The following is a 23,756-nucleotide window of genomic DNA, read 5'->3' as shown; positions in this document are numbered from 1 at the left end:
CTTTCCGGCCGCTCGCCACCACGGAGCGGGCCGGTTTTTTTTGTTGATCACCCATGCCTTATTTCCCCACGTTTTCCGCGCCCCCTTCAGACAATCCAGACTCATGGCATCTTGCGTGCATATTTCTTTCGTCACGGCCTGTTGACCGGACACTCGGTGTAAAATCCTGAAGCCTGTAGACAGGGCTTACAATCACAAGAACGAGATGACGTTTCCCGTAACGGCAGCTTGCCGCGGAGCACGTCACTGATGCAGTTGAGGAGCGGTAATAATGGCGAAACTCCAGGTGGCGAAACCCGCCGCAGGACGCTCGGCGAATGAACAACAGCCAGTGAAGACCGTGGGTTTCCTGGTCATCCCCAACTTCACAACCATCGGCTTCGCCGCCGCCGTGGAAACCCTGCGCATGGCCAACCTGGCCGCGCGCAAACCGATGTTTCGTACAGTCATCATCGCCGCCAGCCTGGACCCGGTGGCGGCCAGCAACGGCATGCGCATCCTGCCCGACCACAGCATCACCGATGCACCAAAGCTGGACATGCTTTTCGTTGTCGGATCAAACCCGATCGTCTCCAATCACAGCAGCCGACCACTGCTCAATTGGCTACGCAAGCTGGCGCATGATCAGGTGCCACTGGGTGGGATTTGCACCGGCAGCCACTTGTTGGCCCGCGCCGATCTGCTCAAGGGCTATCGTTGCACGATTCACTGGGAAGACATCGAAGCACTGAAGGAACGCTTCCCGGGGATCATCATTTCCAACCAGCTGTTCGAGCTGGACCGTGATCGCTATACCTGCTCCGGTGGCGTGGCTTCCATGGACATGACCCTGCAGTTGATCGCCCGCGAACCCGGTGGTCGGGACATCGCTGCCCACACCGCCGAGTTGCTTTTGTGTGATCGGATCAGGGGGGCGCAGGAACAACAGCGTGTGCCCCTGCGGCAGAAGCTGGGCACCTCGCAGCCCAAGCTCAGCCAGATAGTGGCGATCATGGAAGCCAATCTTGAGGAGCCGGTGGGCCTTGAGGAGCTCGCACGGTTGAACGAGGTGTCGGTGCGCCAGCTGGAACGTTTGTTTCACAAGCACCTGCAACGCACGCCGAGTCAGTACTACCTGGAGTTGCGCCTTGCACGGGCGCGACAGCTGTTGCTGCGCAGCGAATCGCAGGTACGTGACATCGCCCTCGCCTGCGGCTTCGTTTCGCCGGCGCATTTCTCCAAATGCTACAGCCGATTCTTCGGTGTATCGCCTATTGGTGAGCGCAAGCAGGTGGCTGCGGTGCACTGATTCAATATTGATGTTGGCTGGACTGGCCCCTTCGCGAGCAGGCTCGCTCCCACATTGAACCGCGTCCTCCTGGACAACTCGGTCAACTGTGGGAGCGAGCCTGCTCGCGATGGCTTACTCAAGAACACTCAAGACATCAGTCCTGCAAAGCCTTATGCGCCGTCTCCCGACTCGCCAGCATGGCAATCAACGCCACCGCCGCAGCCGCCAGAAGATACCAGGCAGGGGCCATTTTGTTGCCGGTCAGTTGGATCAGCCAGGTCGCGATAAACGGCGCGGTGCCGCCGAACACCGCGTTGGCGATGTTGAAGCTGAAGGCAAAGCCGCTGAAGCGTACGCGAGTGGGGAATATCTCGGCGAGAAAGCACGGCAAGGTGCCGTCGTTCATCGCCAGGATCGCGCCAAACGCAATCTGGATCATCAGAATTACAATCAGGGGCTGATTCTCCAACATCCCGAACAGCGGAAATGTCAGCGCCAGGAACAATACCGAAGCGGTCACCAGCATGGTCTTGCGGCCGAATCGGTCCGACAGCTTGCCCATCAGGAAAATCAACCCGATATAGGTCGCCAGTGACACCGTCGACGCCAGGAACGAATCACTTTCGCTCATGCCCATTTCGGTGGACAGGTAGGTTGGCATGTAGCTGAGCAACAGGTAAAACGCCACGGCATTCAGGCAGGTAGCGCCGATCCCGATCATAACGCTGCGTCGGTGCACGGTCAGCAATTCGCGAACCGGAGCATGGGTCGCGCACTCCTTCGCTTCAAGGCGTTTTTCCATCTCCAGGAACTTGGGCGTGTCTTGCAAACTCATGCGGATATAGCGCCCCACCAGCCCGAATGGCGCCGCCAGCAGAAAGGGTAGACGCCAGCCCCAGCTGTGCAGGTCCTCGACACTCATCCACGCATGCAGGCCGGCGACAAACACCGCACCAAACAGCAAACCCGCCGCCGTGCTCGCCGGGACAATGCTGGTGTACAAACCGCGCTTGCCCTCGGGCGCATACTCGGCGAGAAAGGCCGAAGCCCCGGCGTACTCACCTGAAGCTGAAAAGCCCTGGAACAAGCGAATCAGCAGCAACAAGGCCGGCGCCCACAAGCCGATATGGTTGTAGGTCGGCAGGATGCCGATGCAAAAGGTCGAGACAGACATGATCAGAATCGACCAGGACAGCGCACTGCGCCGCCCGTATCTGTCACCGAAATGCCCCCAGACCAGTCCCCCCAGCGGGCGGACGATGAACGACAGCGCGAACACTGCAAAAGTCGCCAGTAGCGCGGTCGCCTTGTCGGTTTGCGGAAAAAACGTCAGGGCGATGACGGTTGCCAGGTAGCCGTAGGCCGCATAGTCGAACCACTCGACGAAGTTGCCCATGAAGCTGGCACTGGCTGCGCGCCGCAGGGCCTTGCGTTCGGCCGTTTGTTCAAGTTTTTCTGCCATGGTTGGCGTCAGGCTTGAGGTTTGGGTGCTCATTGTGCACCTCCGGTGGTAGAGGTGCGGTTATCGAAATGAAAGGTCGGGACGTAGGACATGACAAAACCCTCTATTGTTTTACTTGGCAGGGTTAAGGCTCGGTAGATGCTGCGCGTTCTTGGGCACGCATGCGCCATTTTTTTCCGGTTTATCTCAGCCACCGGGAAGATTTTTCGCCAATCGTCAAAGCAAAACGCCGCACAGCTTCACTGTGCGGCGCAGGGCCTTACTTCTTGATGATGTTGTGTTCCGGGCCATACGGGAACTTGGTGATGTTTTCCCCGCCCTGCTCGTTGACGATCAGGATGTCGTGTTCACGATACCCGCCGGCACCTGGAAGGCCCTCGGGCAACATGATCATCGGCTCAATGGAGACCACCATCCCCGGCTCCAGCACGGTGTCGATGTCTTCGCGCAGTTCCAGTCCGGCTTCGCGGCCGTAATAGTGGCTCAGCGTGCCGAAGGAGTGGCCGTAACCGAAGGTGCGGTATTGCAGCAGGTCGTGCTCCAGGAAGATCTCGTTCAATTGCAGCGCGATATCGCAGCAGCGCATGCCCGGCTTGATCAGCTTCAGACCGGCCTCGTGCACTTTGACGTTAACTTCCCACAAGCGCAGATGCTCGTCGGAGCAATGGTCCAGAAACAATGTACGTTCCAGCGCGGTGTAGTAACCGGCGATCATCGGGAAGCAATTGAGGCTGAGAATGTCGCCCTTGTTGACCTTGCGCGACGTCACCGGGTTATGCGCGCCGTCGGTGTTGATGCCGGACTGGAACCAGGTCCAGGTGTCCATCAACTCGGAATCCGGGAAGGTGCGGGCAATTTCTCGCACCATGGCCTGGGTAGCGTGCAGGGCCACTTCGTATTCCGGAACCTGGTCACGCAATGCCTCGACGACGGCGGCACCACCGATGTCCGCGATCCGTGCACCATGACGAATGATCGCGTGTTCTTCAGCGGACTTGATCATGCGCATGCGCATGCACGGTGCGGCGATATCCACCAGTTCAGCCTGCGGATAGCGGCTGGCGAGCTTGTCGCGATTGAGCAAGTTCAGATGGTCGAACTCGATACCGATGCGCCCGGCCTTGGGCAAGGCCTGCTGGATCGCGACGAAGTAGTTATCGCGCTGCCAGTCCGTGTAGACGATATTTTCAGTGCCGACGGTACGGCGCCATGGCTGACCGCCGTCGATGTTGGCGCTGATGGTCACCGCGCTGTCCTGGGTCACGACCAGCGCGTACTGACGCCCGAAGGAGCAGTACAGGAAATCGCTGTAGTAGTTGATGTTGTGATAGGACGTGAAGACGGCCGCGTCGATATTGTTCTGCGCCAGGTAAGCCCGCAATTTGGCTTGGCGGTTGGCATATTCTTGGGCCGAGAACGTCGGACTTACCTTTTCGCCGTTCTTGATCTGGATGGTTTTCGGCATTTGCATGTCATTTATCCTTGTCATTGATTGAGCTACAGGAGGCGCCAATCTGGCGGGCCGCTGAAGATCATTCGAACAGATGCAAGGTGAGGTTTTTTGCGCGAATCCGACCTGTAATTGGTCATATCCGCTGTTTGCGAAAGCGTCCCCTCGGGGTTTTGCGCACAAAAAAGCCCCCGGCAAGCGCGGTAAAAGCCGCTTGGCGGGGGCATTGGCAAATGGGTAGCGCGGTCAGTGAGGGAACGACGGCAGGACGACTGGAACTGCTCGCGATGAGGCCGGCGCATTCAACATTGATGCCCGCTGACTCGGCGCCTTCACCCCCATATGGTCGCGAGGATGCGCACCGAAGTACTGGCGATAGCAGCGAAAGAAATGTTGCAGCGAGACGAAACCGCACGCCCTGGCGACATCCGACAGCGACCGCTCGCCGGCATGCAACAACTGCCGCGCCTGTTGAAGCCGCAAGTCCAAGTAGTGTCGGGATGGCGAACAACCCAGGCTACGCTTGAACAGCCGCTCCAGATGGCGACGGGAAATGCCCATGGTCTCGGCCAGTTCATCGATACCCAGCGTTCGGCTCAAGTGCTCGCTCATCAAAGCCAGGGTTGCCTGAAGTTTTTCCGGGGCATCCTGCACGGGCAGTAGGGGCCGGGCCTGGCGTGCTGCATGCTTTGCCATCCGTAGTATCAAGCCACGACCGTGGTACCTTGCGAGAAGCTCGTGCATCAACCCTTGAACAGCCTGCGGGCCGACACACGTCAGGCGTTGGCGGTCGACGCAGAACGGCGCAGCCACCGGTGTCAACTTGCTGAAAGCGGCAAACTCCAGTGATGCAGCGGGCTTTGGCAAGCTGCAACGGACACCCTCCAGGGCACCAATTTGCGCCAGCAGCCAGCCTGCCTCGCCCAATGCCCCGAGGCTGATCGGTTGCGCCGCCCAGTGGCTCAACTGCTGGCGCATGTCTGGATCAAGACGCAGGTTATCGCCACCACAGAGGATCAACACATCGAACGGTTGCCACTGACCCAGTCGAGCGGCGGCGGTTGCGATGCCGTTACTGGCGTTCAGTTGCTGTCTGTCCAGGCTCAGCATTTGCCACTGGCAAACATCGTACCCTGCCAACTGGTTGGCCAGGCGCAGTGGCTCCAGTGCATTGGCCAAGGTGTACATATCAAAGGCTTCCGTCAACCAGAAGCCAATACGCAGCATCGGCGGTCGTGGCCGTTCGGATTCAGTCAATTGCAGCATGTCCTGCTCTCCCGTCGATCAAGGTCACTCAACACTCGATGGCGCTGACCGCCAATCCGCCACGGGAGGTCTCTTTGTATTTGTCATGCATGTCGGCACCGGTATCGCGCATGGTGCGGATGACCCGGTCCAGCGAAATGAAATGCGTACCGTCACCGCGCAACGCCATCTGTGCGGCATTGATCGCTTTCACCGCTGCGATGGCGTTGCGCTCGATGCAGGGTACCTGCACCAGGCCACCGACAGGGTCACAGGTCAGCCCAAGGTTGTGTTCCAGACCAATTTCCGCAGCGTTTTCCACCTGCTCGGGACTGGCGCCGAGAATTTCTGCCAGGCCGGCAGCGGCCATCGCGCAAGCCGAACCGACTTCGCCCTGGCAACCCACTTCAGCCCCGGAAATCGAGGCATTGCGTTTGCACAGTATGCCCACCGCGGCAGCGGCGAGTAAGTAGTCCACGACATCGCTGTCCCTGGCCTCGGGGCAGAACTTCATGTAGTACTGCAATACCGCCGGAATAATCCCTGCCGCGCCGTTCGTGGGGGCGGTCACCATGCGCCCGCCGGCCGCGTTTTCTTCATTGACTGCCAAGGCGAACAGATTCACCCACTCCATGGCGTTCAACGTCGAACCGATGACATTCGGCTTGCCGATTTCCAGCAGGCTGCGGTGCAGACGCGCCGCGCGGCGCTTCACATTCAACCCACCGGGCAAGACGCCTTCATGCGTGAGTCCGGCATCCACGCAAGTACGCATGGCCTGCCAGATCTGGCCCAGTCCCTCGCGGATGTCTTCTTCGCTGCGCCACACCCGTTCGTTCGCCAGCATCAGTTGGGATATCCGTAGCCCATGGACATTACACTGGTTCAACAATTGCGCAGCCGTGCTGAAATCATAGGGCAGCTCGCTCTTGTCCTGGTCAAGCTCGCCAGTAGCGGCTTGCCGTTGATCAACGACAAAGCCACCGCCGATGGAGTAGTAGGTTTCGCACAACAGGGGTTGGTCATCGGCAAATGCGCTCAACGTCATGGCGTTGGGATGGTATTCCAGGTTTTCTTCCAGCAATCGCATGTCCCTCTGCCAGATAAAAGGCACACGGAGCTCGCCGGCCAATAGCAGGTATTGCGTCTCGCGCAGTTCCAGCAAGCGTGGCTCGATCAGCAGCGGGTCGACCTTATCCGGCCATTCCCCCATCAACCCCATGATCACCGCTTTATCGGTGCCATGGCCGATACCCGTGGCCGATAGCGAACCATACAACCGCACTTCGATACGCTTCACTTGTGTCAGCATTTTCCGTTCGCGCAGGGCCTCGACAAACAGAGCCCCCGCACGCATTGGGCCGACGGTATGGGAACTGGAGGGGCCGACTCCAATCTTGAACAAGTCAAAAACACTGATAGCCATCGTCGATCTCCGTGCCGCTTCAGAGGTGTCAGGAATTCACCTGATTGTCGGCGTCAGGAGCCATCAAGATGTGTCAGATATCGACCCCTAAGTGCTCGTCAATACCAAATACGAGCTGGATGTGTTGCTACCAGGCGCTGAAGTGGTCCCCTTTAGTGCTTTCGCATACACCGCGCCAACCCCGGTTCAACGCTTTACTGCCACCCAGGTAAAACACATCGGCAACTGCGCCTCCTGCCCCTGGTAGCGATCATAGTGTTCTTCGCGATTGGAATGCGCATACTCCCTGAAATGGCTGATCTGCAGCCCCGCTTCGATGGCGCCGCTGAAGATCGCGCCCAAGGTGTGGACGAACCAGTAGGACGGGGCGGCCTGCTGCTCGACCTTGCCTTCGTAGACGATCGGTTGGTTCTGGACAAAAGGCTCGCTGCGAAAGTACGAGCTGGCCAGGGCGTAGGGATCGGCTGCCTCGGGGTCGAACATTTCCAGGAACGGGTGGGTTTCGTAGATCACCAGCGCGCCACCCGGCTTGAGTGTTTGTGACGCATGGCGAAAGAACTCGCCGATGTCCGGCATCCAGTTCAACACGCCGATGGTGACCAGGGCGACGTCGAAGCGCCCGTGCAACGGTGGTGGCAGGCGATGAATGTCGGCCTCGATGAATTCAGGCAAATGGGGCGAGCGAGAACCCAGTTCCCGCGCCTGTTCGAGAAACGCCGCGGACTGGTCGACCCCCACCACGTGTCGAGCCCCCAGGGCGAACAGCGACAGGCTTTCGCGGCCATTGTTACAGCCCAATTGCACCACGTCCTTGCCTGCGATGCCGACCTGGTTCAGCACCCCGGTCAGGGTTTCATCCAGGCAGGAAAAATCCGCGTGTTCCACAGCGCGCCAGTGCGCCTGCCATTCAGGGCTGTCCTTGTGGTGACGGGCGGAATCATTCCAGGCATCGCGGTTGCTGGCGATGGCTTGGTGTTTTGTCGGCATTTCCATTGCAGGCTCCGGCATTCGTTGTTGAATCGAGTGGCCGAGTCTAGATCACGCCTGCAAACGCCCCCATCGCCGCTGTGTAGCGTTTTTGTAACTCGCGCAGCGCCGACGTTCGCCCACGGGAACGCTATAGTTAGTACCCTTGGGGAAATGCGCGAAAACCGACACCGCAGGTGCTGCCATGAACACAACCGTACCCACGTTATTGCTTGCCCTGTGCCTGGCTGCCAGCTATGCACAGGCGGACGACAGTGCGATGCAAACCGAAGAATCCAGCAGTGAATTCAATTACTACGGAGCGGACCAGCCCTTTGCCCATCCGGTGCCTCCGACCCTGAGCACGGTACCGCCGGGATCCTACATCCCGACTTCGCCCCAGACATTCACCCCGGTTTCCAGCCAGCACGTGTTTTCCGATTCCCGATTGCCAACGGTGGCCGATACCACCGTTCGCGTGTTCATTCGCACCTATGACGCCGAGCACGGCGTCTATGTGAATCAGGAGGTCCTCGATCCGACGTGCATGCTGGCTTGCAGGAGCAGTCAGAACCCGGCCTTGTAGCAAGGCCGTGCCTGCCCTGCGACTGCTCCTCTACCACGACCGTTTGTCCGGGCGCGCCAGGCCGAGTTTCTCGATCCGGTAACGCAGCATGTCGCGGCTCAGGCCTAAAAGTCGTGCGGACTTGGTGACGTTCCAGTCGGTTTTGTCGAGCATCTTGCGCACCATGTCGCGCTCTACTTCCGGCAGGTTCATCGACTCAGTGCCGTTATGGGACGCACGCGGTTCGATCGGCGGCAACTCGTGGGTGAACATCGCCGGCTCATCCACCAGGCTCAGGCACACGTTCAACTGGTGCGCAGCAATGGTGTCGTGTTGCGCCAGCAGAACCGTCTGCTCAAGCATGTTGCGCAGTTCACGCACATTACCCGGCCAGGTGTAGTTGAGCAGCAACTCTTCGGCCTGGTCGCTGAAACGCAGGTGCGGCTTGCCGTAGCGTTTGCCATGGGATGCCAGGAAGTGCCGGGCCAGCAGCAGGATGTCCTCGCCACGGGAATACAGGCGCGGCACCTTGATCGAAATAATGCGCAGGCGGAAGAACAGGTCGCGGCGGAACTTGCCCTGCTGGACCATTTGCTCAAGGTTGCAATTGGTCGCGCTGATCACCCGTAGGTCGACCTTGCGCTCCTTCACCGAACCCACCCGGCGGATGGTCCGGTCCTCCAGCAGTTTCAGCAATTTGGCCTGCAGTATCAGGTCCATTTCGCCAATTTCATCGAGAAACAGTGTGCCGCCATCGGCCGCTTCCACCAGCCCCAGGCGACGGTCCTTGGCATCGGTGAAGGCGCCCTTCTCGTGCCCGAATAGCTCCGACTCCACCAGGTTGGAAGGAATCGAGGCGCAGTTGAATTCGATGAACGGCCCTTTGCTGCGCGGCCCGTCGAAATGCAGCGCCCGCGCGACCAGTTCCTTGCCGGTGCCGGTCTCGCCTTCCACCAGCACCGGCGGCAGGTCGCTGTTGGCCATGCGCCGCTCAGCGTCGAGCAACTGGGCGATGGTGCCCTTGAGGTAGACCATCGGCGCCGATTCGCCAATCAATGCCTGCACCCCGGATTTCTGCGCTTCACGCTCCTGATAGAACGACAGGGTGCGCTCCATCCGGTCGGTGGCCAGGGCCTTGTCCAGCAGCAGCTTGAGCTCCGGCAAGGCCACCGGTTTGGTGACGTAGTGGAACGCGCCCTCTTTCATCGCCACCACGGCGTCTTCGACGTTACCGTAGCCGGTCATCATGATCACTTTCAGATCCGGCGCGCTGATGCGCAGCTTCTGGATCAGGTCGTGACCATTCATGCCCGGCAACGAGTTGTCGGTCAGCACGACATCCGGAACGAAGGTACTCAACTGCGACAGTGCGTCTTCGGCCGAGTGGCAGACGGTCACTTCGAAGTTCTTACGCTCCAGGTAGGTCTGGATATTCTCGGCGAGCAGCTCATCATCCTCGACCAGCAGTATGCTGTGCTCCATATTCCCCTCCCGTTGCCACTTTGAAATTGAGACACACGCGGGTTCCTTCCTGCTCTTGGCTGGTCAACTCGACCGAGCCTTCGAATCGCTCCATTATTCTTTTGACCAGCGCCAGGCCCACGCCCAACCCGCCCTGTTTGGTGGTGAAGAACGGCTTGAAGACCATTTGCTGTTGCTGTTTGGTCATGCCCTTGCCGGTGTCGTTGAGCATCATGCGCACCTCACCGGGTGCCGGTGTTTCAACGTCGATACTCAATACGCCGCCCTTGGGCATGGCTTCCAGGGCGTTGGCGAACAGACTATTGAGAATCTGCGTGAGCAACACCTGCTGGCTGACGACCGGTGGAACCGTCATCGGCGTGAAGCGCACCTCGACGTTCGAGCGCTGGATCTGCGGGGCGTAGGCGCTCAAGGTGTCGTCAATGGCGAGCACCAGGTCGACGGTTTCATGGTCGTCGTTAACCGGGCGCAAGGACACCAGTAACTCACGGACCCAGCGCGACATGCGATCGACCTGGCTGATGATGTCGCCGATGTTCTTCTGCGCGGTCTGGCTGGCGATTTCCTGGGCCAGCTCGGCGCTGGAACGAATGTTCGCCAGCGGATTGCGCAGGCTATGGGCAACCGCCGAGGACATTTCCCCCAGGGCGACGAAGGTTTCGTTGGCCACCAGTTGTTTCTGCTGGCTGTGCAACAGCAGGGCCGCACGCCGCACGATCCAGAACAATCCCAGGTAGATGACCGCTCCGCCGAGCAGGGTGGTCAGCCAGATCGCCCTGAACCCGCGCTGGATACGCTCCACCAGGTCCACCGGCTCCTTGTAGATCTCGACCATGGCGACCACTTTGCTTTTATCGGCGTTGAACATCGGAATGTAGTTCTCGACGAACAGGTATTGCGGTTCATGCAGCAGCCGTTGCTCGGGGCGCTCCTCGTCGATCTCATGGTAGCTGGTGGACACCGCTGCCTTCATTTCAAAGGACTCGTCGAGTTCCTCGTCGTTGTCGATGCGCACCCCGATCAGCTCGGGGTTGGTCGACCAGACCACGGTGCGGTCCAGGGCGTAAACCGTGGCCAGGAGGATGTCTGGCAGGTGTTCGACATGATCGAGGAACTCGATACGGGCAGCCGCGCGAGCGCCCGGATCGACGTCGGGATAGGCCGCGTCAGCGCGTGGGTCAAGCATTTCGCCCATGGTTCGGTTCGGCGAAATCGAGGCGTGGCGAATTTCGGCCGCGCCAATGGCTTGCACGAATTGTGCGGTCAGCATGGAGTCACGCTCGATGCTCTCCTCGACCACAAAGCGCGTGGAAATGTAGCCCAGCCCCAAGGCCACGCCGGCAATGATGAAAAAACTCGCCAGGGAAAACCAGCGCACCAGGTTGAATGGCGATCGCCAATCCTTGCCCTCTGTCGCCGACGTAACCGGCGCAGGTACTTGTGGTGATTCCAGTATCTGCATGGGAGGTCCCGGTTGCTTGAATCAAGCGTTTTCCAGCCGCATTCCCGATCAGTGTAGGTGGCATTGACCGTCACTGGCTGCCCAATAAAACTATTTCGCCACTACTGCACCCGCGCCTTGTCGGGTACCGCGATTGCTTGTTGATGTTGCGGTTCCTCGGCGCCGACAGTCAGCGGTGTGAGCAACGGCTGCTGGCGGTCGGTTTCTGCCTGCAGGAACTCGATGATCGACTGTACCGAGCGCTCATCCAGGCGCAGGTTGGGCATCGGGATCTTGTCGAAGCGCTCGAACAACGCCGTCGCAATCGGGTCTTTCTCGGCCAGCATGCGGTCGGGCTCGCGAATCCAGCGGTTCAGCCAGGCGGGATCGCGCTGGCGGGTCACGCCAACCAGATCCGGACCGATGCTGCGCATGCCGATGCCCTGCCCGTCCATCGGACCGAGGCTGTGGCACGAGGCGCAACGGGTGCGGAACAATTCTTCGCCGTTACTCGGCGGGCGGATTTCGGGGGCATTGGCGTAGCTTTCACCAACGCTCGGCTGTTTCCAGTTATGCAAGGTGTTGGCCAATTGGTCGGCCAGGATCCAGGGGTTCTCGAAGGGTGAGGCTTTCATCCAGCGACCGGTTTGCTGGTTGCCGACAATCAGGCTCAGGTTGTGGTCCTTGGTGCGGCCGTTGTCGACACCTTCGATGAACAACCCGAGCTTTTGCCGCAACTCGGTGACGTCGGCGAACTCCCCGGTAAGAAACTGCCAGCCTGGCCCCACCTGAAAACGTTGCGCGTAGGCCTTGAGCACGGCGGGTGTATCGCTCAAGGGGTCGATGCTGATGGAGTAGAAGAAGATGTCCTTGCCGACCCGGTCGCCGAGCAGCTTCTGCACCTGGCGCAGGCGCGCGGTTTCCAGCGGGCAAGAGTCGCTGCACGAGGTGAAGATGAAATTGATCACCACCACCTTGCCCTTGATCAGGTCATCGAAAAAATGCACCTGCCGACCGTCCTGGTCGGTCAACAAGGTGTTGGGGAAATAGTCCCCACCCCATGGGGTGGCTGGTTCGGCAACAGCAGCAGAGGCAGGGGAAACCGGAGCGGGTGTCGACGGTACCGGATTGGCGACCAGCAGCCGGCTGGCCAGCAGGCCGGTGACCAATATCAGCACCAGGTGCATGCCCAGGGCTTGCGCACGTGCGGTAGGCAACTTCATGTCGACACCCTCGCGGTTCATGGTTTGACCGTCACTTTTGGACCGAAGCCGTCGCCAGTGCGGAAGGTTGGCAGCGCGGCGGAGTTCACGTAGCGCACACCGTCCCAGCTTGGCAGCGGCGTTGGCATCAACTGCAATTGCCCCGGCTTCTCAAGGTCCCAACGCAGCAGCATGGAGTTGTCCTCGTGCTGGGTGTTGTGACAGTGCTCCATGTAGGTCCCGGCGAATTCACGGAAGTTGATCGCCATCTCGACGCTGTCCAGCCCATCCTTTTCCGAGCCGATGCGATACACGTCCTTGCGTGCCCATTTTTCCCATTCCGGTGGCGCCTTGCCGCCGCGGCTGAGGATGATCCCCTCCTCGAAGTGCACATGCACCGGGTGGCTCCAGCCCGTGCCGCCGGCCTTGATGTTCCACACTTCCAGGGTGCCATAGCCCGCGACCCCGGCATCGGTCGGACCGCTGGCCAACTGCGCCGAGGCGTTCAGGCGCCGAGGGTCCATGTGGAAACCGAAGCCGCCATCGGTCTTGACCGTCCAGGGCGCTTCATCGGTGCCGTCGGAGCGGCCGAAGGTGAAGGTGCGATGGCGGGCCTTGGCCAGCAACGCCTTGTCGGTGGCGTTGTCGCGATGAATCTTCAGCGGGATCATCACCAGGCCTTCAGCCTTGCCCGGTTTGGCCGGTTCGTAGGCGGCCGGGTCCATGGCCAGGTCCTGGCCGGTGTACGGCTTGACGTTGAGTTGCAACACCTTGCCCACCGCCGGGTCACCCTTGTCCCACATCGGCCCTTTGCTGGTTTGCTTGATCACCGCCTTGTAGTTTTCGGAGAGCGCGTCCGCCAGCGACACCGGTTCTTTCGGACCCTTGCCATCGTCATGCACCAGCAAGTTGACGAAGAACAGCTTGTCCCCGGGCTTGATGCCGTTCTTCGCGAAGTTGACGATGATGTCGAAGCGCTCGGCAATGCCCTGGGTTGGCAGGATGGCGTTGTGGTTCTGTTTGTCGCCGTCGGCGTCGAGGTCCATGCTGCCGTCGAATGGCACGCTGTGCTCCATGATGTTGCCGTCGTTGGCAATCATGTGGAACGGCACGCGGGCATAGGACACACCCGAACCCTTGGGCCCCTGGAACTCGCCGCCGGTGCCTTTGATTTCACGCACCAACGCCAGTTTGAAGTAGCGCGACACCGAGCCGTTGAGCATACGGAAGCGATAGCTGCGGGCGCGTACATCCAGGGTCGGTTTCCACTGCCAGTTGACCAGCACCTGGTCACCGAGGAAGCCATCGGTGTTGAAGGGGTTGAACCACAGCTGGCCATTGGCGTCCCAGGCCTTGTCGGCGAACACCAGGTTCACGTCATAGTCACGGTTGCCCCAAGGCAAGGCGCTGCCGCTGGGGAAACGCAGGTTGACGCCGTCGTTCACCGACTCGTTGCCACGGTCCAGGGCGCTGTAGTAGTTCATCATCGCCGCGTTGCCCTTGTAGACGTTCTGCGCGGTGAAATCGAGCATGTGGTCGTGGAACCAGTGGGTGCTCATGGTTTCGCGCCAGTCGCCACGGATCTTGATCGTGCCGTTCTCGCAGGTCTTGCGGCCCGGGCTCATGTCATTGGTCCACAGGGTTTCGCCCGGCGAGCAAGGGAACGCCGCGCGCGGGTCATGGGCGTCGGTGTTGATGCTGTCGTAACCGGCCAACTGGATCGGCCAGCGATAGTCGTAGTACTGCCCGGGGAAGAAAAACGCGTTGGCATAACCGTCGCTTTCCGCTGGCGCGTGGCCGTTGTGTTCGTGGGTGCTGATGGTGTGCAAGCCAAAGCCCATGTTGGCCGACGGATCGATCGGCAAGCCGTTGTAGTGGCGCATCAGCAACGGTTGGCCATAGCGCACCATCAGCAGTTTGGGCGGCAGCGTGCCGTCGAAGGTCCAGACCGAGTTGTGGTTCTGCACCGGCATGTTGGGGTGAAAGCGTGTATCGACACCCTTGGCCGTACCGTCCGTGGCCGGTACGCCGGCGACGTTGTGGTACAGGCCACCGGGGCCGAACTCGCCCACGGCGTAGCCGTGCATCTGCCGGGCGTCACGCAAGCCACCGTTGATCCGCGCGCCGGTCTGCACGGTCTTGTAGGCGTTTTGCGGATAGAACTCATTCCAGCGCTGATGTGACCAGCCCTTTCCTGGCGGACGACCTTCAGCGGATGAGCCAATACGGCGATTGAGGAAGTATTCGATCTGCGCCTGCCACGGGTTGCGATCCACCACGTTGGCGTACTGGCTGGGGAACGGGGTCAGCCCTGGTTGGCGCAGGAAGGCATCGAGCGCCGGTCCCGGTGGTGCGCTGCGGGCCGCGCTGCTGGGGTCTTGCGCCGGTAACGGGCCGATGGCCGCCGCTGGAAACGGCAAGGGTGCCGCCGGTGTGGTGGGGTCGAGTTTTTCCGGGCCGAATTCTTCGAACAACAACAGTTGCTGGGTGAACGGCTGGGCGTTGAACAGCGGGCTCGGCTTACCGTTGGTGGGGTAGTTGAAACTGGTCTGCATGGCAGGCGGCAGGACGTTTTCCACCCGTTCGGTATCGCGTGAACCCTTGACCCCGTCGGGCAGATCGAAGGCATCCTCGTTGGCATCGGGCATGGTCAGGATGGCGTTCACCGCCCCTGCCCGGTCTTCCGGTTCATCGTAATAGGCAGAGGGATCAGTCGGCTCCGGCTGTCGCTCATCGTCTATGGGGCTGGCACGCAAGGTCCCTGTGCTGAGTGTCATCGCCAAGGCGACGCTCAATGGCGTCAACAGACCAAACCATTTCAAGGGGTGCCGCGCTTTTGTGTCCATCACCAGCCGCCTCGTATATATGAAGGGGGTGATGGGGGTTTTGCAAGGAGTCGGCCAAATTTGTAACTGCTTTATACAAAGGTATTAACACTCAGCAAAACAATGGCTTATCAACATCAATGTGCCATGACCGAAATAAACGACTGGGGAATGGCACCCGCTACCGGGGAAAGTTCCCACCCAATTTCAGGGAACCCGTTTGAAAGTCAGGCTGACGTGGGTGCCCTCGCCCTCACGACTTTCAAGGGCCACCGCCCCGCCAAAGCGCTCCATGATGCGCTTGACCAACACCAGCCCGACACCGAGCCCGCCGCGCTTGGTTGTGAAAAACGGCCGGAACGCCATGAGGCGTTGCTCCTCGGTCATGCCTTTGCCCGTATCGCTGACCACCACGCGAACACGCTGGGCATCGAGGGGCGCCAGGGTGATGGCCAAGGTACCGCCTTCGTCCATGGCCTCCAGCGCATTGGCCAACAAACTGTTGAGGATTTGCGTCAGCTGCACCTGCTGGCTCAGCACCATGGGCGTGCCTATGGGTTCGAACAGCACATTGACCCGCCCCTTGATGATCTGCTGCTCGAAAGCCATCAGGCTGTCGTGCAGCGCCGCCACCAGGTTGACCGGCTCGACGTCGTCATTGAGCGGACGTAGCGATTGCAGCAACTCCCGTACCCACTTCGACATGCGATCGACTTGGCCGATGATGTCGTTGATGTTCTTGTGCGCCGGGCCACTGTCGAACTCCAGTGCCAGTTCGGCGCTTGAGCGAATGGTTGCCAGGGGGTTACGCAAGCTGTGGGCAACGGCCGACGACATCTCGCCCAGGGCGACGAAGGTTTCGTTGACGATCAGTTGCTTCTGTTGCGTGGCCAGCAGGATCGCCGCCCGCCGCACGATCCAGTACAACCCCAGGTAAATCAAGCCGCCGCCCAGGGCCGTGGCCATCCATATCAGCACGAGGCCACGTTCCATCCGGCTGATCAGATCCTTGGGCTCCTTGTAGATCTCGACCATCGCCGTGACGTTCTTGCCATCGGCATCGAACAGCGGAATGTAGTTTTCAATGAAGATGTATTCCGGCGGCGTGACGAACTTTTGTTCCATGCGAGCCTGGTCGACATCGTGATAGCTGGCCGACACGGGCGTCTTCAATGCAAAGGCCTGGTCGAGATCTTCGTCGGCGTGAATCGTAGTGCCCATCAGGGCCGGGTTGGTCGACCAGATGATCATGCGGTCGGGGGCATAGATGTTGGCCAGGATCACATCCGGCAAATGTTCGATGTGGTCGAGGAATTCGCCCCGGGCGTTGGCGCGGGCCATCGGGTCGACGTCGGGAAAGTCGCGGTCCTTGCGCGGGTCGAGCAGCTCGCCCATGGTCCGCACATTGGGGATCGACACATGGCGCACCTCGGCCGAGGCAATCGCCTGGATGAATTGCGACGTCAACAGGGCATCGCGCTGCACGCTTTCGGTAATCACGAACTTGGTCGACACCGAACCCAACGCCACCGCCACCGTGCCGATCACCGCCATGCTGATGAGCGAAAACCAGCGCAGCAGATTGAACGGCTGTTTGCGCGAGTTCAAGCGAATTTCGCCCTGGTCGGACGCCAGTGTCTTTGCAAGCGTGGTCATGGATAGTGTTCCCGCGAACCCCCTATAGGTTTATAGCGCACCGCTAGCCGTTTGCCCGTCATCGGGGCCATTCCTTCCCCATCCCCCCACTCCCCCTCTGCCCCGATCTACCCCCAATACTGGGGAAAGAGGCCCGCCCGATCATTCACCGCTCGATCGACGAGCGCAGCGCAAATGCCTGTGTACCGGGGCCCTGGCCGACATTTTCGGGGGTTGGCATGGGAGTTGCCGAAGAGCTCACAACTGACCCATATCCCAAGGGGCAGGTACTCTGATAGAGGGAATACTCATGCACCCTTTACTGTCCAAAACCGCGATCGCCCTGATCGTGAGTGCTCTGGCCCAAGGCGCTGCCCAGGCCGCGCTGTTTGCTGTAGATCCTGGCCCCTACCTGCCAGACAATGGTGGCTTCGCCTCCTGGTATCAGGACAGCCATGGCCGGACACTCGATTTGTGTCTATCAAAAGCTGTCAGTTCCAGGGTTCCAAGCGCTCCCGGCGCACCGACCTACATGTGCAACCTGCTGCCGGCTCCCGGCGTTTTCGACGACACGCAGCCGGTGGTTTTCCCGACCAACTTTCCCGATGAAGCGTTCTGGTTCACCGGCGACGGCGCCATCGTCGACGCGGCCCGGGGCATCGACCTGGGGTATGTCAGCGCCGTCGAAGCAGCCTTCGCCGCCGAAGAACCCAAAGAGGGTGACCAGGTCAGTTTCGCCCGTATTCGTATCCGGGTCGACGTGCCCACAGCCGGCACCTATGTTATCACCCACCCCTACGGGGTTGATGTATTCAACGTCGACACCCCCGGGCGTCGCGCAATCAACATGACCCGCGACATCGGCATCGGCTCGCCGAAAACCTACGACGGCGCACTCAAGGGCGACATCGGACCGTTCCTGCGCAGCGTCAACGGTCCCTACACCGAAACCAACCCGGTCACCGGTCAAGCCGAGCAGTTCGTGGGTGATCCGAACCTGTCGGAAGCCTTCACCGGCAGCCCGTTCAACACCAACTACATCCGCATCGAAGGGCCTAACGGACTGGACTTGCGCACGACGGTGATGGCCATTTCCGGCAAGTTGTCGACGGTGGTCCGGCCCACTCCGATGATCTCCGAGCGCAGCACTTATTCGCGCAAAGCCGGGGAAAGCGCACCGGTTGCACAGCAGGATGTATTCGTGATGGCCCCGCCGCCACCGGCCACCGTGACCCTGGACAGCAATAGCCCGGTGTTGAACCTGACCGAGGCCGACACCACCGGCCACTGGTACGCGCAATCCTCCACAAACCCGACCTTGCCGAGCAGCTTGCAGGTGACCGCCGACAACCACCTGGCCATCCCCAGCAGCACGCCGACCACCCTGTCCATGCCGTTAACCGACCTGGTGGTGATTTCGCAGGCCCAGTACAGCCTCAACAGCGGGCAACTCACCATCGTGGCCTCGACCAGCGATGAAACCTCGCCCCCCGTACTCACCGCCACTTCCGGAACCGGTGCCGCCATCGGCGCCCTGAGCGGCGATGGCGCCGAGAAAATCCTGTCGACCGGCATCACGCCGATTCCACCGGCCAAGGTTACGGTGACGTCATCCAATGGCGGCACTGACACCGAAGAAGTGGTCATCGTGCAATGAACGCTCTCATGCCCAGATCCGCATCAGGAGGCATCATGAACAAGTGGCCACGCTTCGCGCTCAACGCGCTCGGGCTGACTCTTTCGCTGTCCGGCAGTGCGTTCGCGCAACTCGCTGCCGTCGACCCCGGCCCCTACACCTTTGCCACGGGGAAATTCCCCTTGTGGTATCAGGACAACAATCTGCTGTCGATGGAACTGTGCCAGTCCCGCGCCGTGAGTTCGCGGGTACCGAGCACGCCTGGCGCACCCTCCTACATGTGCATCCTGCTGCCAGAACCGGGAATCTTTGACGACACCCTGCCGATGGTATTTCCGGATAACTGGCCACCGGAAGCGTTCTGGTTCCTCGCCGAGACGGCCATCCCCGACAACGCCGCAGGCTACGGCGTGGATGCCTACGTGGCCGGGATCGAAGCGGCATTCGCTTCGGAAAACCCTGTCGACGGCGACCAGGCAAGCTTCGCGCGGATTCGTATCCGGGTGAACATCCCCATCGCCGGGACCTACACCATCACCCACCCGTACGGCGTGGAAGTCGTCAACGTGACCGCTCCGGGCCGTCGTGCGATCAACATCACCAGAGATATCGGCATCGGCGCACCCGGTAATTTCTCTGGCGCAGTCAATGGTGACATCGGGCCGTTCCTGCGCAGCGTCAACGGTCCCTACACCGAAGTGAATCCGGACACCGGCGCCATCGAGACCTACGTCGGCGACCCGAATCTCACCGAAGCAGTCACCGGCAGCCCCAACAACACCAACTTCCTGCGTATCCAGGGCCCGGCGGGGACCATTGAGACCAGCCTGTTCAACCTGTCGGGCAAAGTCCTCGACAACCGGGCGCAAACCCCTGTGGAGGTCAGCCGCGCCACGTATCGCCGCACCTCATCGGGTCCAGGCACTAGCAGTACCCGGGTAGAAGTCTTCGGCAAGTCGGTCAACGGCTCGAGCCTGTGCTTCCGCGAAACCGTGGCCCTGGTTCCGGGACCACCGCAGACACCGTGCCTAACCAGCATGCTCGGCGACAACACCGGTCTGTTCTTCGGTCACCGCCTGACGGGTACCGCCGTGCCTCCCGTCGTAGTGCTCACCGCTACCGACCCGACTGGTGCCACCCGGCCTACGGCAGTATCGAGCAAAGTCAGCGACGTGGTGAAAGTCCAGACCGCGCGCTACAGCTGGGACAATCACAGCCTGCTGATCGCGGCCACTTCGTCTGACGAAGTGGTGATACCGGACATGGTTGCCCAAGGCTACGGACGGTTGACCAAGTCCGGCACCCTGCAAACCTTGACGGTTGCCGACCTGCCGCAGCCACCGGCCACCGTCACAATCAAATCCGCCTCCGGCGGCAGTGACACCGAGCCAGTGGTCGTCGTTGGCACTGCACCAGACACCGGCGAGAACAAGGCGCCGATTGCTGTCGCTGACAGCGGCAGCACCAGCTTCGGGATCCCGATCACCCTCAGCCTGCTGACTAACGACAGCGACCCGGACGGCAACACACCGCTGAGCATCACCGAGCTGACCCAACCGGCCACCGGCCAGGGCACCGTGACGATGAGTGGAACCACCGCCGTCGTCTATACGCCGCCAGCCGTGGTGACCGTGCCGCTGACCACAACCTTCACCTACAAGGCGCAAGACATCAAAGGCCTGGCCTCGACCGCTGCGGCGACCGTGACCATCACCGTGGCGCCTAACCAGCCGCCAACGGCCGTCGCTGACGCTGCCGCGACCCTGGGTGTGTCGATACCGATCAACGTGCTGGCCAACGACACCGATCCAGAAGGCAACGTTCCGCTTGCAGTCGCCAGCTTCACTCAACCTCCGACCGGTCGCGGCAGCGTCACCAGTAACGGTACGGTCCTGACCTACAACCCACCGGCCACCGTCACCACGGCCTTCACCACGACCTTCAACTACTTCGCCCGGGACAGCTTCGGTGCTGTGTCGGCGACGCCGGCCACGGTCACGGTGCAAGTCTCGCCACGGCCTGCTGCGGAAACCTTCGCGGTGACAGCGGCCACGGTGACAGCCCGTTCCAACAACCGCTTCAACTGGGACTTCACAGGGACGTCATCGGTGACCACCGGCAATACCATCACCGTCCAGGTGACCACGCCAACCGGGCTGGTGACGCTCGGTAGCACCACGGTGCCGCTGACCGGACGCTGGAGGCTGACAGTGAGCAACAGCACCACGGTGATTCCGTCGGCCAACCCGACCGCCACCATTACCTCGTCCCAAGGCACCGTGCGCACGGTGCAGGTGATCTCGAACTGAGTCCGTGCCCCATCGACTCGCTGAGTTGATGGGGCAGGCCTCCAGCAAAAGGAGCATGCAATGAAAACGTCGACCGCCGCCCTGCTCTGCCTGCTTCTGCTCTGCAGCAGCGCGGGCGTGCGCGCCGACGACTTGATGGAAAACGACGACATTGCACCCGGTGTCGACCTCGGCGAGCTGCCACCACCGGTGGGCCAGCAAGCCCTGATCGACCAGAACGGCCAGGCCAACGTCGCGCTGTTGCAACAGAACGGCCAGTCGCTGCTCGGCCAGATCGTGCAGTCGGGCAGCAATCAGGAAGCCTACATCCTGCAACAAGGCAGCGACCTGATGGCCTTGATCAACCAGCAAGGTTCCGGCAACGCCGCGTCCATCACCCAAACCGGCAGCCACAACCGCGCGCAGATATCCCAGAACGGCAATAACAACGACGCCAGCATTGTCCAGGCCGGCACGGGGCAGCAAAGCGCTGTGACCCAAGCAGGAAATGGAATGAGCGTATCGGTCACTCAATATCGCTAAAGCACTGCACCACTTGGAGGTTTCATCATGTTCAAATTGACGCCCCTCACCGCCGCCATCCTGGTCATAGTCAGTGCTCAAGCATTGGCCAATGACAGCGTGTCGACCCAGAACCAGTTCGGTGACACCAACATCGCCAATGTAACGCAGACGGCGGCACCGATGAGCTCCGCCACCCAGAACCAGTCCGGCACCGGCAACGACGCGGCTTCCGTACAGGACAACGCCACCAGCACCATCGAGCAGAACCAGAGCGGCAACTACAACGCCGGCTACGCCGAGCAACTGTTCGAAAACAACAGCAGCATCATCCAGAACCAGAGCGGTGACACCAACATCAGCCACGCCAGCCAGTCGATCGGGGTCGGCGGTGGCCAGGTCCTGCAACAACAGGAAGGCACCGGTAACTTCTCGTTCATCTACCAGGACAGCCAGGAAAACACCACCGGCAAAACCTACCAGTACGGCGACAGCAACGAAGCCAACATCGAACAGATCCAGGTGGGCACGGCCAACAACGCGGTGATCATCCAGTACGGCACCGCCAACTACGCCACCGCCGAACAGATCAACCACATGAACGGCCAGATCGATATCAACCAGTCCGGTGGCACCAACTATGCCTATGGTGATCAGCGCAATGGCGAAGGCGGTAACCTGACCATCAACCAGTATGGCGACGGCAACGGCAGCGAAGTCTGGCAGGACACCCAGGTCGCCAGCAAAACCACCATCGACCAGAACGGCCAGACCAACGAAGCCATCGTCGACCAGAGCTTCGGCGACCACAACGTTGCCCAGGTGATTCAGGTCGGTGATCTCAACGCAATCTATGCCGACCAGTTCGAGTCCATGGGCTCGACCGTGACCCTCAATCAACAGGGCATCGGCAACATCCACTTCACCTACCAGACCGGCACCGACCATGTGCTCAACGCCACATCCACGGGTAACGACAACAAGGTCTACGCCAGCAACTGGAAAGGCCCGGCCACGCAAATGGGCGGCCAGTTCGGCAACAACCAACGCGCCACCGTCAACCAGAACGGCAACGGCAACGTCGCCAACTTCACCCAGAAAAACACCGGCCACATCATGACCACCAACCAGACCGGCTACGGCAACAAAACCACGGTCACCCAAGCCGATTCCTACAACGAGCTGTACTTCGACCAGAACGGCACCGACAACATCCTCATCGCCGACCAGCGCGGCACCAACAACCTGGCCCAGGGCAGCAGCACCGGCACCCACAACACCACCGACGTCAACCAGGAAGGCAGCGGCAACCAGGCGTTCACCACGCAGCTGTATGGCGAAGACAACATGATCACCATCAAGCAGACCGACACCATGAACGTCGCCTATGTGACCCAGGGCGGGACTGGCAACATTGCCAATGTCGACCAGAGTGGCATGACCCAGATGGCGAACGTGCAGCAGTTTGGTTCGGCTAACAGTGCGACTGTGTTGCAGAAGTAACTGCATGGGGTGAAAAACCGCGGCTCTTGAGGGAGGGTCGCGGTTTTTTTGTGGCTACAGACAGGCGTTCACACCTTCTTTTTTTGGACGTCACAATCTTGTAGGAGCCAGGCTTGCCGACGATGGCGGCCTCAAGCCGACCAATCGCTCGCGGCTATACCCGATCTACTGTGGGAGCTGGCCTGCCGGCGATGGCGGCCTGACAGCCGACCTATTATCTATTGACTGAGTACATATCCATTCCCGCGGTAACGGCCACTTAGGGTTTCGCCCTTACGGCGAGTCACTTGGAAAAACGGAACGCCGCCCGGCCCTAAGTAACCAAGGGCTCTTGCCCCTGACGTTCGGTGCCTCGCTAAGGCTCGGCATGCCCTCGCTCCGGTCCTGCTCCGTGGGTCGCCGCGATGGGCCATCCTTGGCCCAGCGCGGCTAAACCGGCATCCATGCCGGTTTACCCACTGCGCAGAACCTCCTTTCGGCCTCTCGATGTGGCAAGAAAATCAAAAGCCAAAGCAGAGCAAAAGCCGAAGCGGGGCGGCCTGACAGCCGACCTGATTACAGGTGTGTCCGCGATCCCACTGTAGGAGCGAGCCTGCTCGCGAAAAACGACCTGACAACGCGATCATCCAGACAGGGCGCGTCATCGTTGACGTCCATCGCCAGCAGGCTGGCTCCCACAAGGAATTGAGGGGTATCTGCAAAAGTCAGGTCGGCTGTCAGGCCGCCTCGCTTTTGCTTTGGATTTGGGTGCCCCGTTAACCACGATGGCCGAACGCAGGTATTGCGCAGTGGGGAAACCGGTAGGACGCCGGTTTAGCCGCACTGGGCCAGGGATGGC

Annotated in this window: 16 protein-coding genes; 6 read left to right on the top strand and 10 right to left on the bottom strand. The window is 60.6% G+C overall.

Annotated features, from left to right (window positions below; genetic code table 11):
- Positions 1–271: 271 nt before the first annotated feature.
- Positions 272–1,288 carry a GlxA family transcriptional regulator gene (locus tag PSUM_RS00710; RefSeq protein ID WP_020796248.1) on the top strand — a complete coding sequence of 339 codons (1,017 nt, stop codon included), beginning with the start codon at positions 272–274 and terminating at the stop codon, positions 1,286–1,288.
- 136 nt (positions 1,289–1,424) lie between these two features.
- Here PSUM_RS00710 and PSUM_RS00705 read toward each other — a convergent pair whose 3' ends face one another.
- From PSUM_RS00705 to PSUM_RS00685, 5 genes are all read right to left on the bottom strand, one after another.
- On the bottom strand, positions 1,425–2,765 hold the full coding sequence (locus PSUM_RS00705; protein ID WP_020796247.1) for an MFS transporter: 1,341 nt from the start codon (positions 2,763–2,765) through the stop codon (positions 1,425–1,427).
- 226 nt (positions 2,766–2,991) lie between these two features.
- Positions 2,992–4,203, bottom strand: coding sequence for a M24 family metallopeptidase (locus PSUM_RS00700; RefSeq protein ID WP_020796246.1), 1,212 nt, complete (start codon positions 4,201–4,203; stop codon positions 2,992–2,994).
- 225 nt (positions 4,204–4,428) lie between these two features.
- Positions 4,429–5,448 (bottom strand): GlxA family transcriptional regulator, encoded by a 1,020-nt coding sequence (locus tag PSUM_RS00695; RefSeq protein ID WP_083348806.1) that lies wholly within the window; start codon positions 5,446–5,448, stop codon positions 4,429–4,431.
- Positions 5,449–5,476: 28 nt separating this feature from the next.
- Entirely contained in the window at positions 5,477–6,853 is a 1,377-nt protein-coding gene (locus tag PSUM_RS00690; RefSeq protein WP_083348805.1) for an L-serine ammonia-lyase, read from the bottom strand.
- Positions 6,854–7,039: 186 nt separating this feature from the next.
- Positions 7,040–7,846, bottom strand: a complete 807-nt coding sequence (locus tag PSUM_RS00685; protein WP_083348804.1) for a class I SAM-dependent methyltransferase — start codon at positions 7,844–7,846, stop codon at positions 7,040–7,042.
- Between the two features lie 178 nt (positions 7,847–8,024).
- On the opposite strand from PSUM_RS00685, the gene PSUM_RS00680 reads away from it, so the two are divergent.
- Positions 8,025–8,405 (top strand): hypothetical protein, encoded by a 381-nt coding sequence (locus PSUM_RS00680; protein ID WP_083348803.1) that lies wholly within the window; start codon positions 8,025–8,027, stop codon positions 8,403–8,405.
- 30 nt (positions 8,406–8,435) lie between these two features.
- Here PSUM_RS00680 and PSUM_RS00675 read toward each other — a convergent pair whose 3' ends face one another.
- From PSUM_RS00675 to PSUM_RS00655, 5 genes are all read right to left on the bottom strand, one after another.
- Complete coding sequence (locus PSUM_RS00675) at positions 8,436–9,866, bottom strand: sigma-54-dependent transcriptional regulator (RefSeq protein ID WP_083348802.1); 1,431 nt, start codon at positions 9,864–9,866, stop codon at positions 8,436–8,438.
- Positions 9,835–11,328, bottom strand: coding sequence for a sensor histidine kinase (locus PSUM_RS00670; RefSeq protein WP_083348801.1), 1,494 nt, complete (start codon positions 11,326–11,328; stop codon positions 9,835–9,837). Before PSUM_RS00670 ends, PSUM_RS00675 begins: the two co-directional genes overlap by 32 nt.
- A gap of 101 nt (positions 11,329–11,429) precedes the next feature.
- Positions 11,430–12,530: an SCO family protein gene (locus PSUM_RS00665; protein ID WP_225441902.1), complete on the bottom strand. Its 1,101-nt coding sequence runs from the start codon at positions 12,528–12,530 to the stop codon at positions 11,430–11,432.
- Between the two features lie 17 nt (positions 12,531–12,547).
- The gene (locus tag PSUM_RS00660) at positions 12,548–15,355 is read right to left on the bottom strand and encodes a multicopper oxidase domain-containing protein (RefSeq protein ID WP_083348799.1); all 2,808 of its coding nucleotides are present in this window, start codon (positions 15,353–15,355) and stop codon (positions 12,548–12,550) included.
- A 186-nt stretch (positions 15,356–15,541) separates the two neighbouring features.
- On the bottom strand, positions 15,542–16,990 hold the full coding sequence (locus PSUM_RS00655) for a sensor histidine kinase (protein WP_083348798.1): 1,449 nt from the start codon (positions 16,988–16,990) through the stop codon (positions 15,542–15,544).
- A 289-nt stretch (positions 16,991–17,279) separates the two neighbouring features.
- Here PSUM_RS00655 and PSUM_RS00650 point away from each other — a divergent pair, with 289 nt between their 5' ends.
- Genes PSUM_RS00650 through PSUM_RS00635 form a run of 4 tightly spaced genes read left to right on the top strand, consistent with a single transcriptional unit; the run spans position 17,280 to position 22,918 of the window.
- On the top strand, positions 17,280–18,626 hold the full coding sequence (locus PSUM_RS00650; RefSeq protein WP_020796236.1) for a hypothetical protein: 1,347 nt from the start codon (positions 17,280–17,282) through the stop codon (positions 18,624–18,626).
- A gap of 35 nt (positions 18,627–18,661) precedes the next feature.
- On the top strand, positions 18,662–20,914 hold the full coding sequence (locus PSUM_RS00645) for an Ig-like domain-containing protein (RefSeq protein WP_083348797.1): 2,253 nt from the start codon (positions 18,662–18,664) through the stop codon (positions 20,912–20,914).
- A 60-nt stretch (positions 20,915–20,974) separates the two neighbouring features.
- Positions 20,975–21,436 (top strand): hypothetical protein, encoded by a 462-nt coding sequence (locus tag PSUM_RS00640; protein WP_020796234.1) that lies wholly within the window; start codon positions 20,975–20,977, stop codon positions 21,434–21,436.
- 27 nt (positions 21,437–21,463) lie between these two features.
- Positions 21,464–22,918, top strand: a complete 1,455-nt coding sequence (locus tag PSUM_RS00635; protein WP_083348796.1) for a curlin — start codon at positions 21,464–21,466, stop codon at positions 22,916–22,918.
- Positions 22,919–23,756 lie beyond the last annotated feature (838 nt).

Source organism: Pseudomonas umsongensis, from assembly GCF_002236105.1.
Taxonomy (GTDB): Bacteria; Pseudomonadota; Gammaproteobacteria; order Pseudomonadales; family Pseudomonadaceae; genus Aquipseudomonas; species Aquipseudomonas umsongensis.
This window is presented reverse-complemented; position numbering and strand designations above follow the sequence as displayed.

Excerpts from the sequence above, each read along its gene's own strand:
- PSUM_RS00710 (WP_020796248.1), top strand. The coding sequence starts at position 272 with ATGGCGAAACTCCAGGTGGCGAAACCCGCCGCAGGACGCTCGGCGAAT.
- PSUM_RS00705 (WP_020796247.1), bottom strand. The coding sequence starts at position 2,765 with ATGAGCACCCAAACCTCAAGCCTGACGCCAACCATGGCAGAAAAACTT.
- PSUM_RS00700 (WP_020796246.1), bottom strand. The coding sequence starts at position 4,203 with ATGCAAATGCCGAAAACCATCCAGATCAAGAACGGCGAAAAGGTAAGT.
- PSUM_RS00695 (WP_083348806.1), bottom strand. The coding sequence starts at position 5,448 with ATGCTGCAATTGACTGAATCCGAACGGCCACGACCGCCGATGCTGCGT.
- PSUM_RS00690 (WP_083348805.1), bottom strand. The coding sequence starts at position 6,853 with ATGGCTATCAGTGTTTTTGACTTGTTCAAGATTGGAGTCGGCCCCTCC.
- PSUM_RS00685 (WP_083348804.1), bottom strand. The coding sequence starts at position 7,846 with ATGGAAATGCCGACAAAACACCAAGCCATCGCCAGCAACCGCGATGCC.
- PSUM_RS00680 (WP_083348803.1), top strand. The coding sequence starts at position 8,025 with ATGAACACAACCGTACCCACGTTATTGCTTGCCCTGTGCCTGGCTGCC.
- PSUM_RS00675 (WP_083348802.1), bottom strand. The coding sequence starts at position 9,866 with ATGGAGCACAGCATACTGCTGGTCGAGGATGATGAGCTGCTCGCCGAG.
- PSUM_RS00670 (WP_083348801.1), bottom strand. The coding sequence starts at position 11,328 with ATGCAGATACTGGAATCACCACAAGTACCTGCGCCGGTTACGTCGGCG.
- PSUM_RS00665 (WP_225441902.1), bottom strand. The coding sequence starts at position 12,530 with ATGAAGTTGCCTACCGCACGTGCGCAAGCCCTGGGCATGCACCTGGTG.
- PSUM_RS00660 (WP_083348799.1), bottom strand. The coding sequence starts at position 15,355 with ATGGACACAAAAGCGCGGCACCCCTTGAAATGGTTTGGTCTGTTGACG.
- PSUM_RS00655 (WP_083348798.1), bottom strand. The coding sequence starts at position 16,990 with ATGACCACGCTTGCAAAGACACTGGCGTCCGACCAGGGCGAAATTCGC.
- PSUM_RS00650 (WP_020796236.1), top strand. The coding sequence starts at position 17,280 with ATGCACCCTTTACTGTCCAAAACCGCGATCGCCCTGATCGTGAGTGCT.
- PSUM_RS00645 (WP_083348797.1), top strand. The coding sequence starts at position 18,662 with ATGAACAAGTGGCCACGCTTCGCGCTCAACGCGCTCGGGCTGACTCTT.
- PSUM_RS00640 (WP_020796234.1), top strand. The coding sequence starts at position 20,975 with ATGAAAACGTCGACCGCCGCCCTGCTCTGCCTGCTTCTGCTCTGCAGC.
- PSUM_RS00635 (WP_083348796.1), top strand. The coding sequence starts at position 21,464 with ATGTTCAAATTGACGCCCCTCACCGCCGCCATCCTGGTCATAGTCAGT.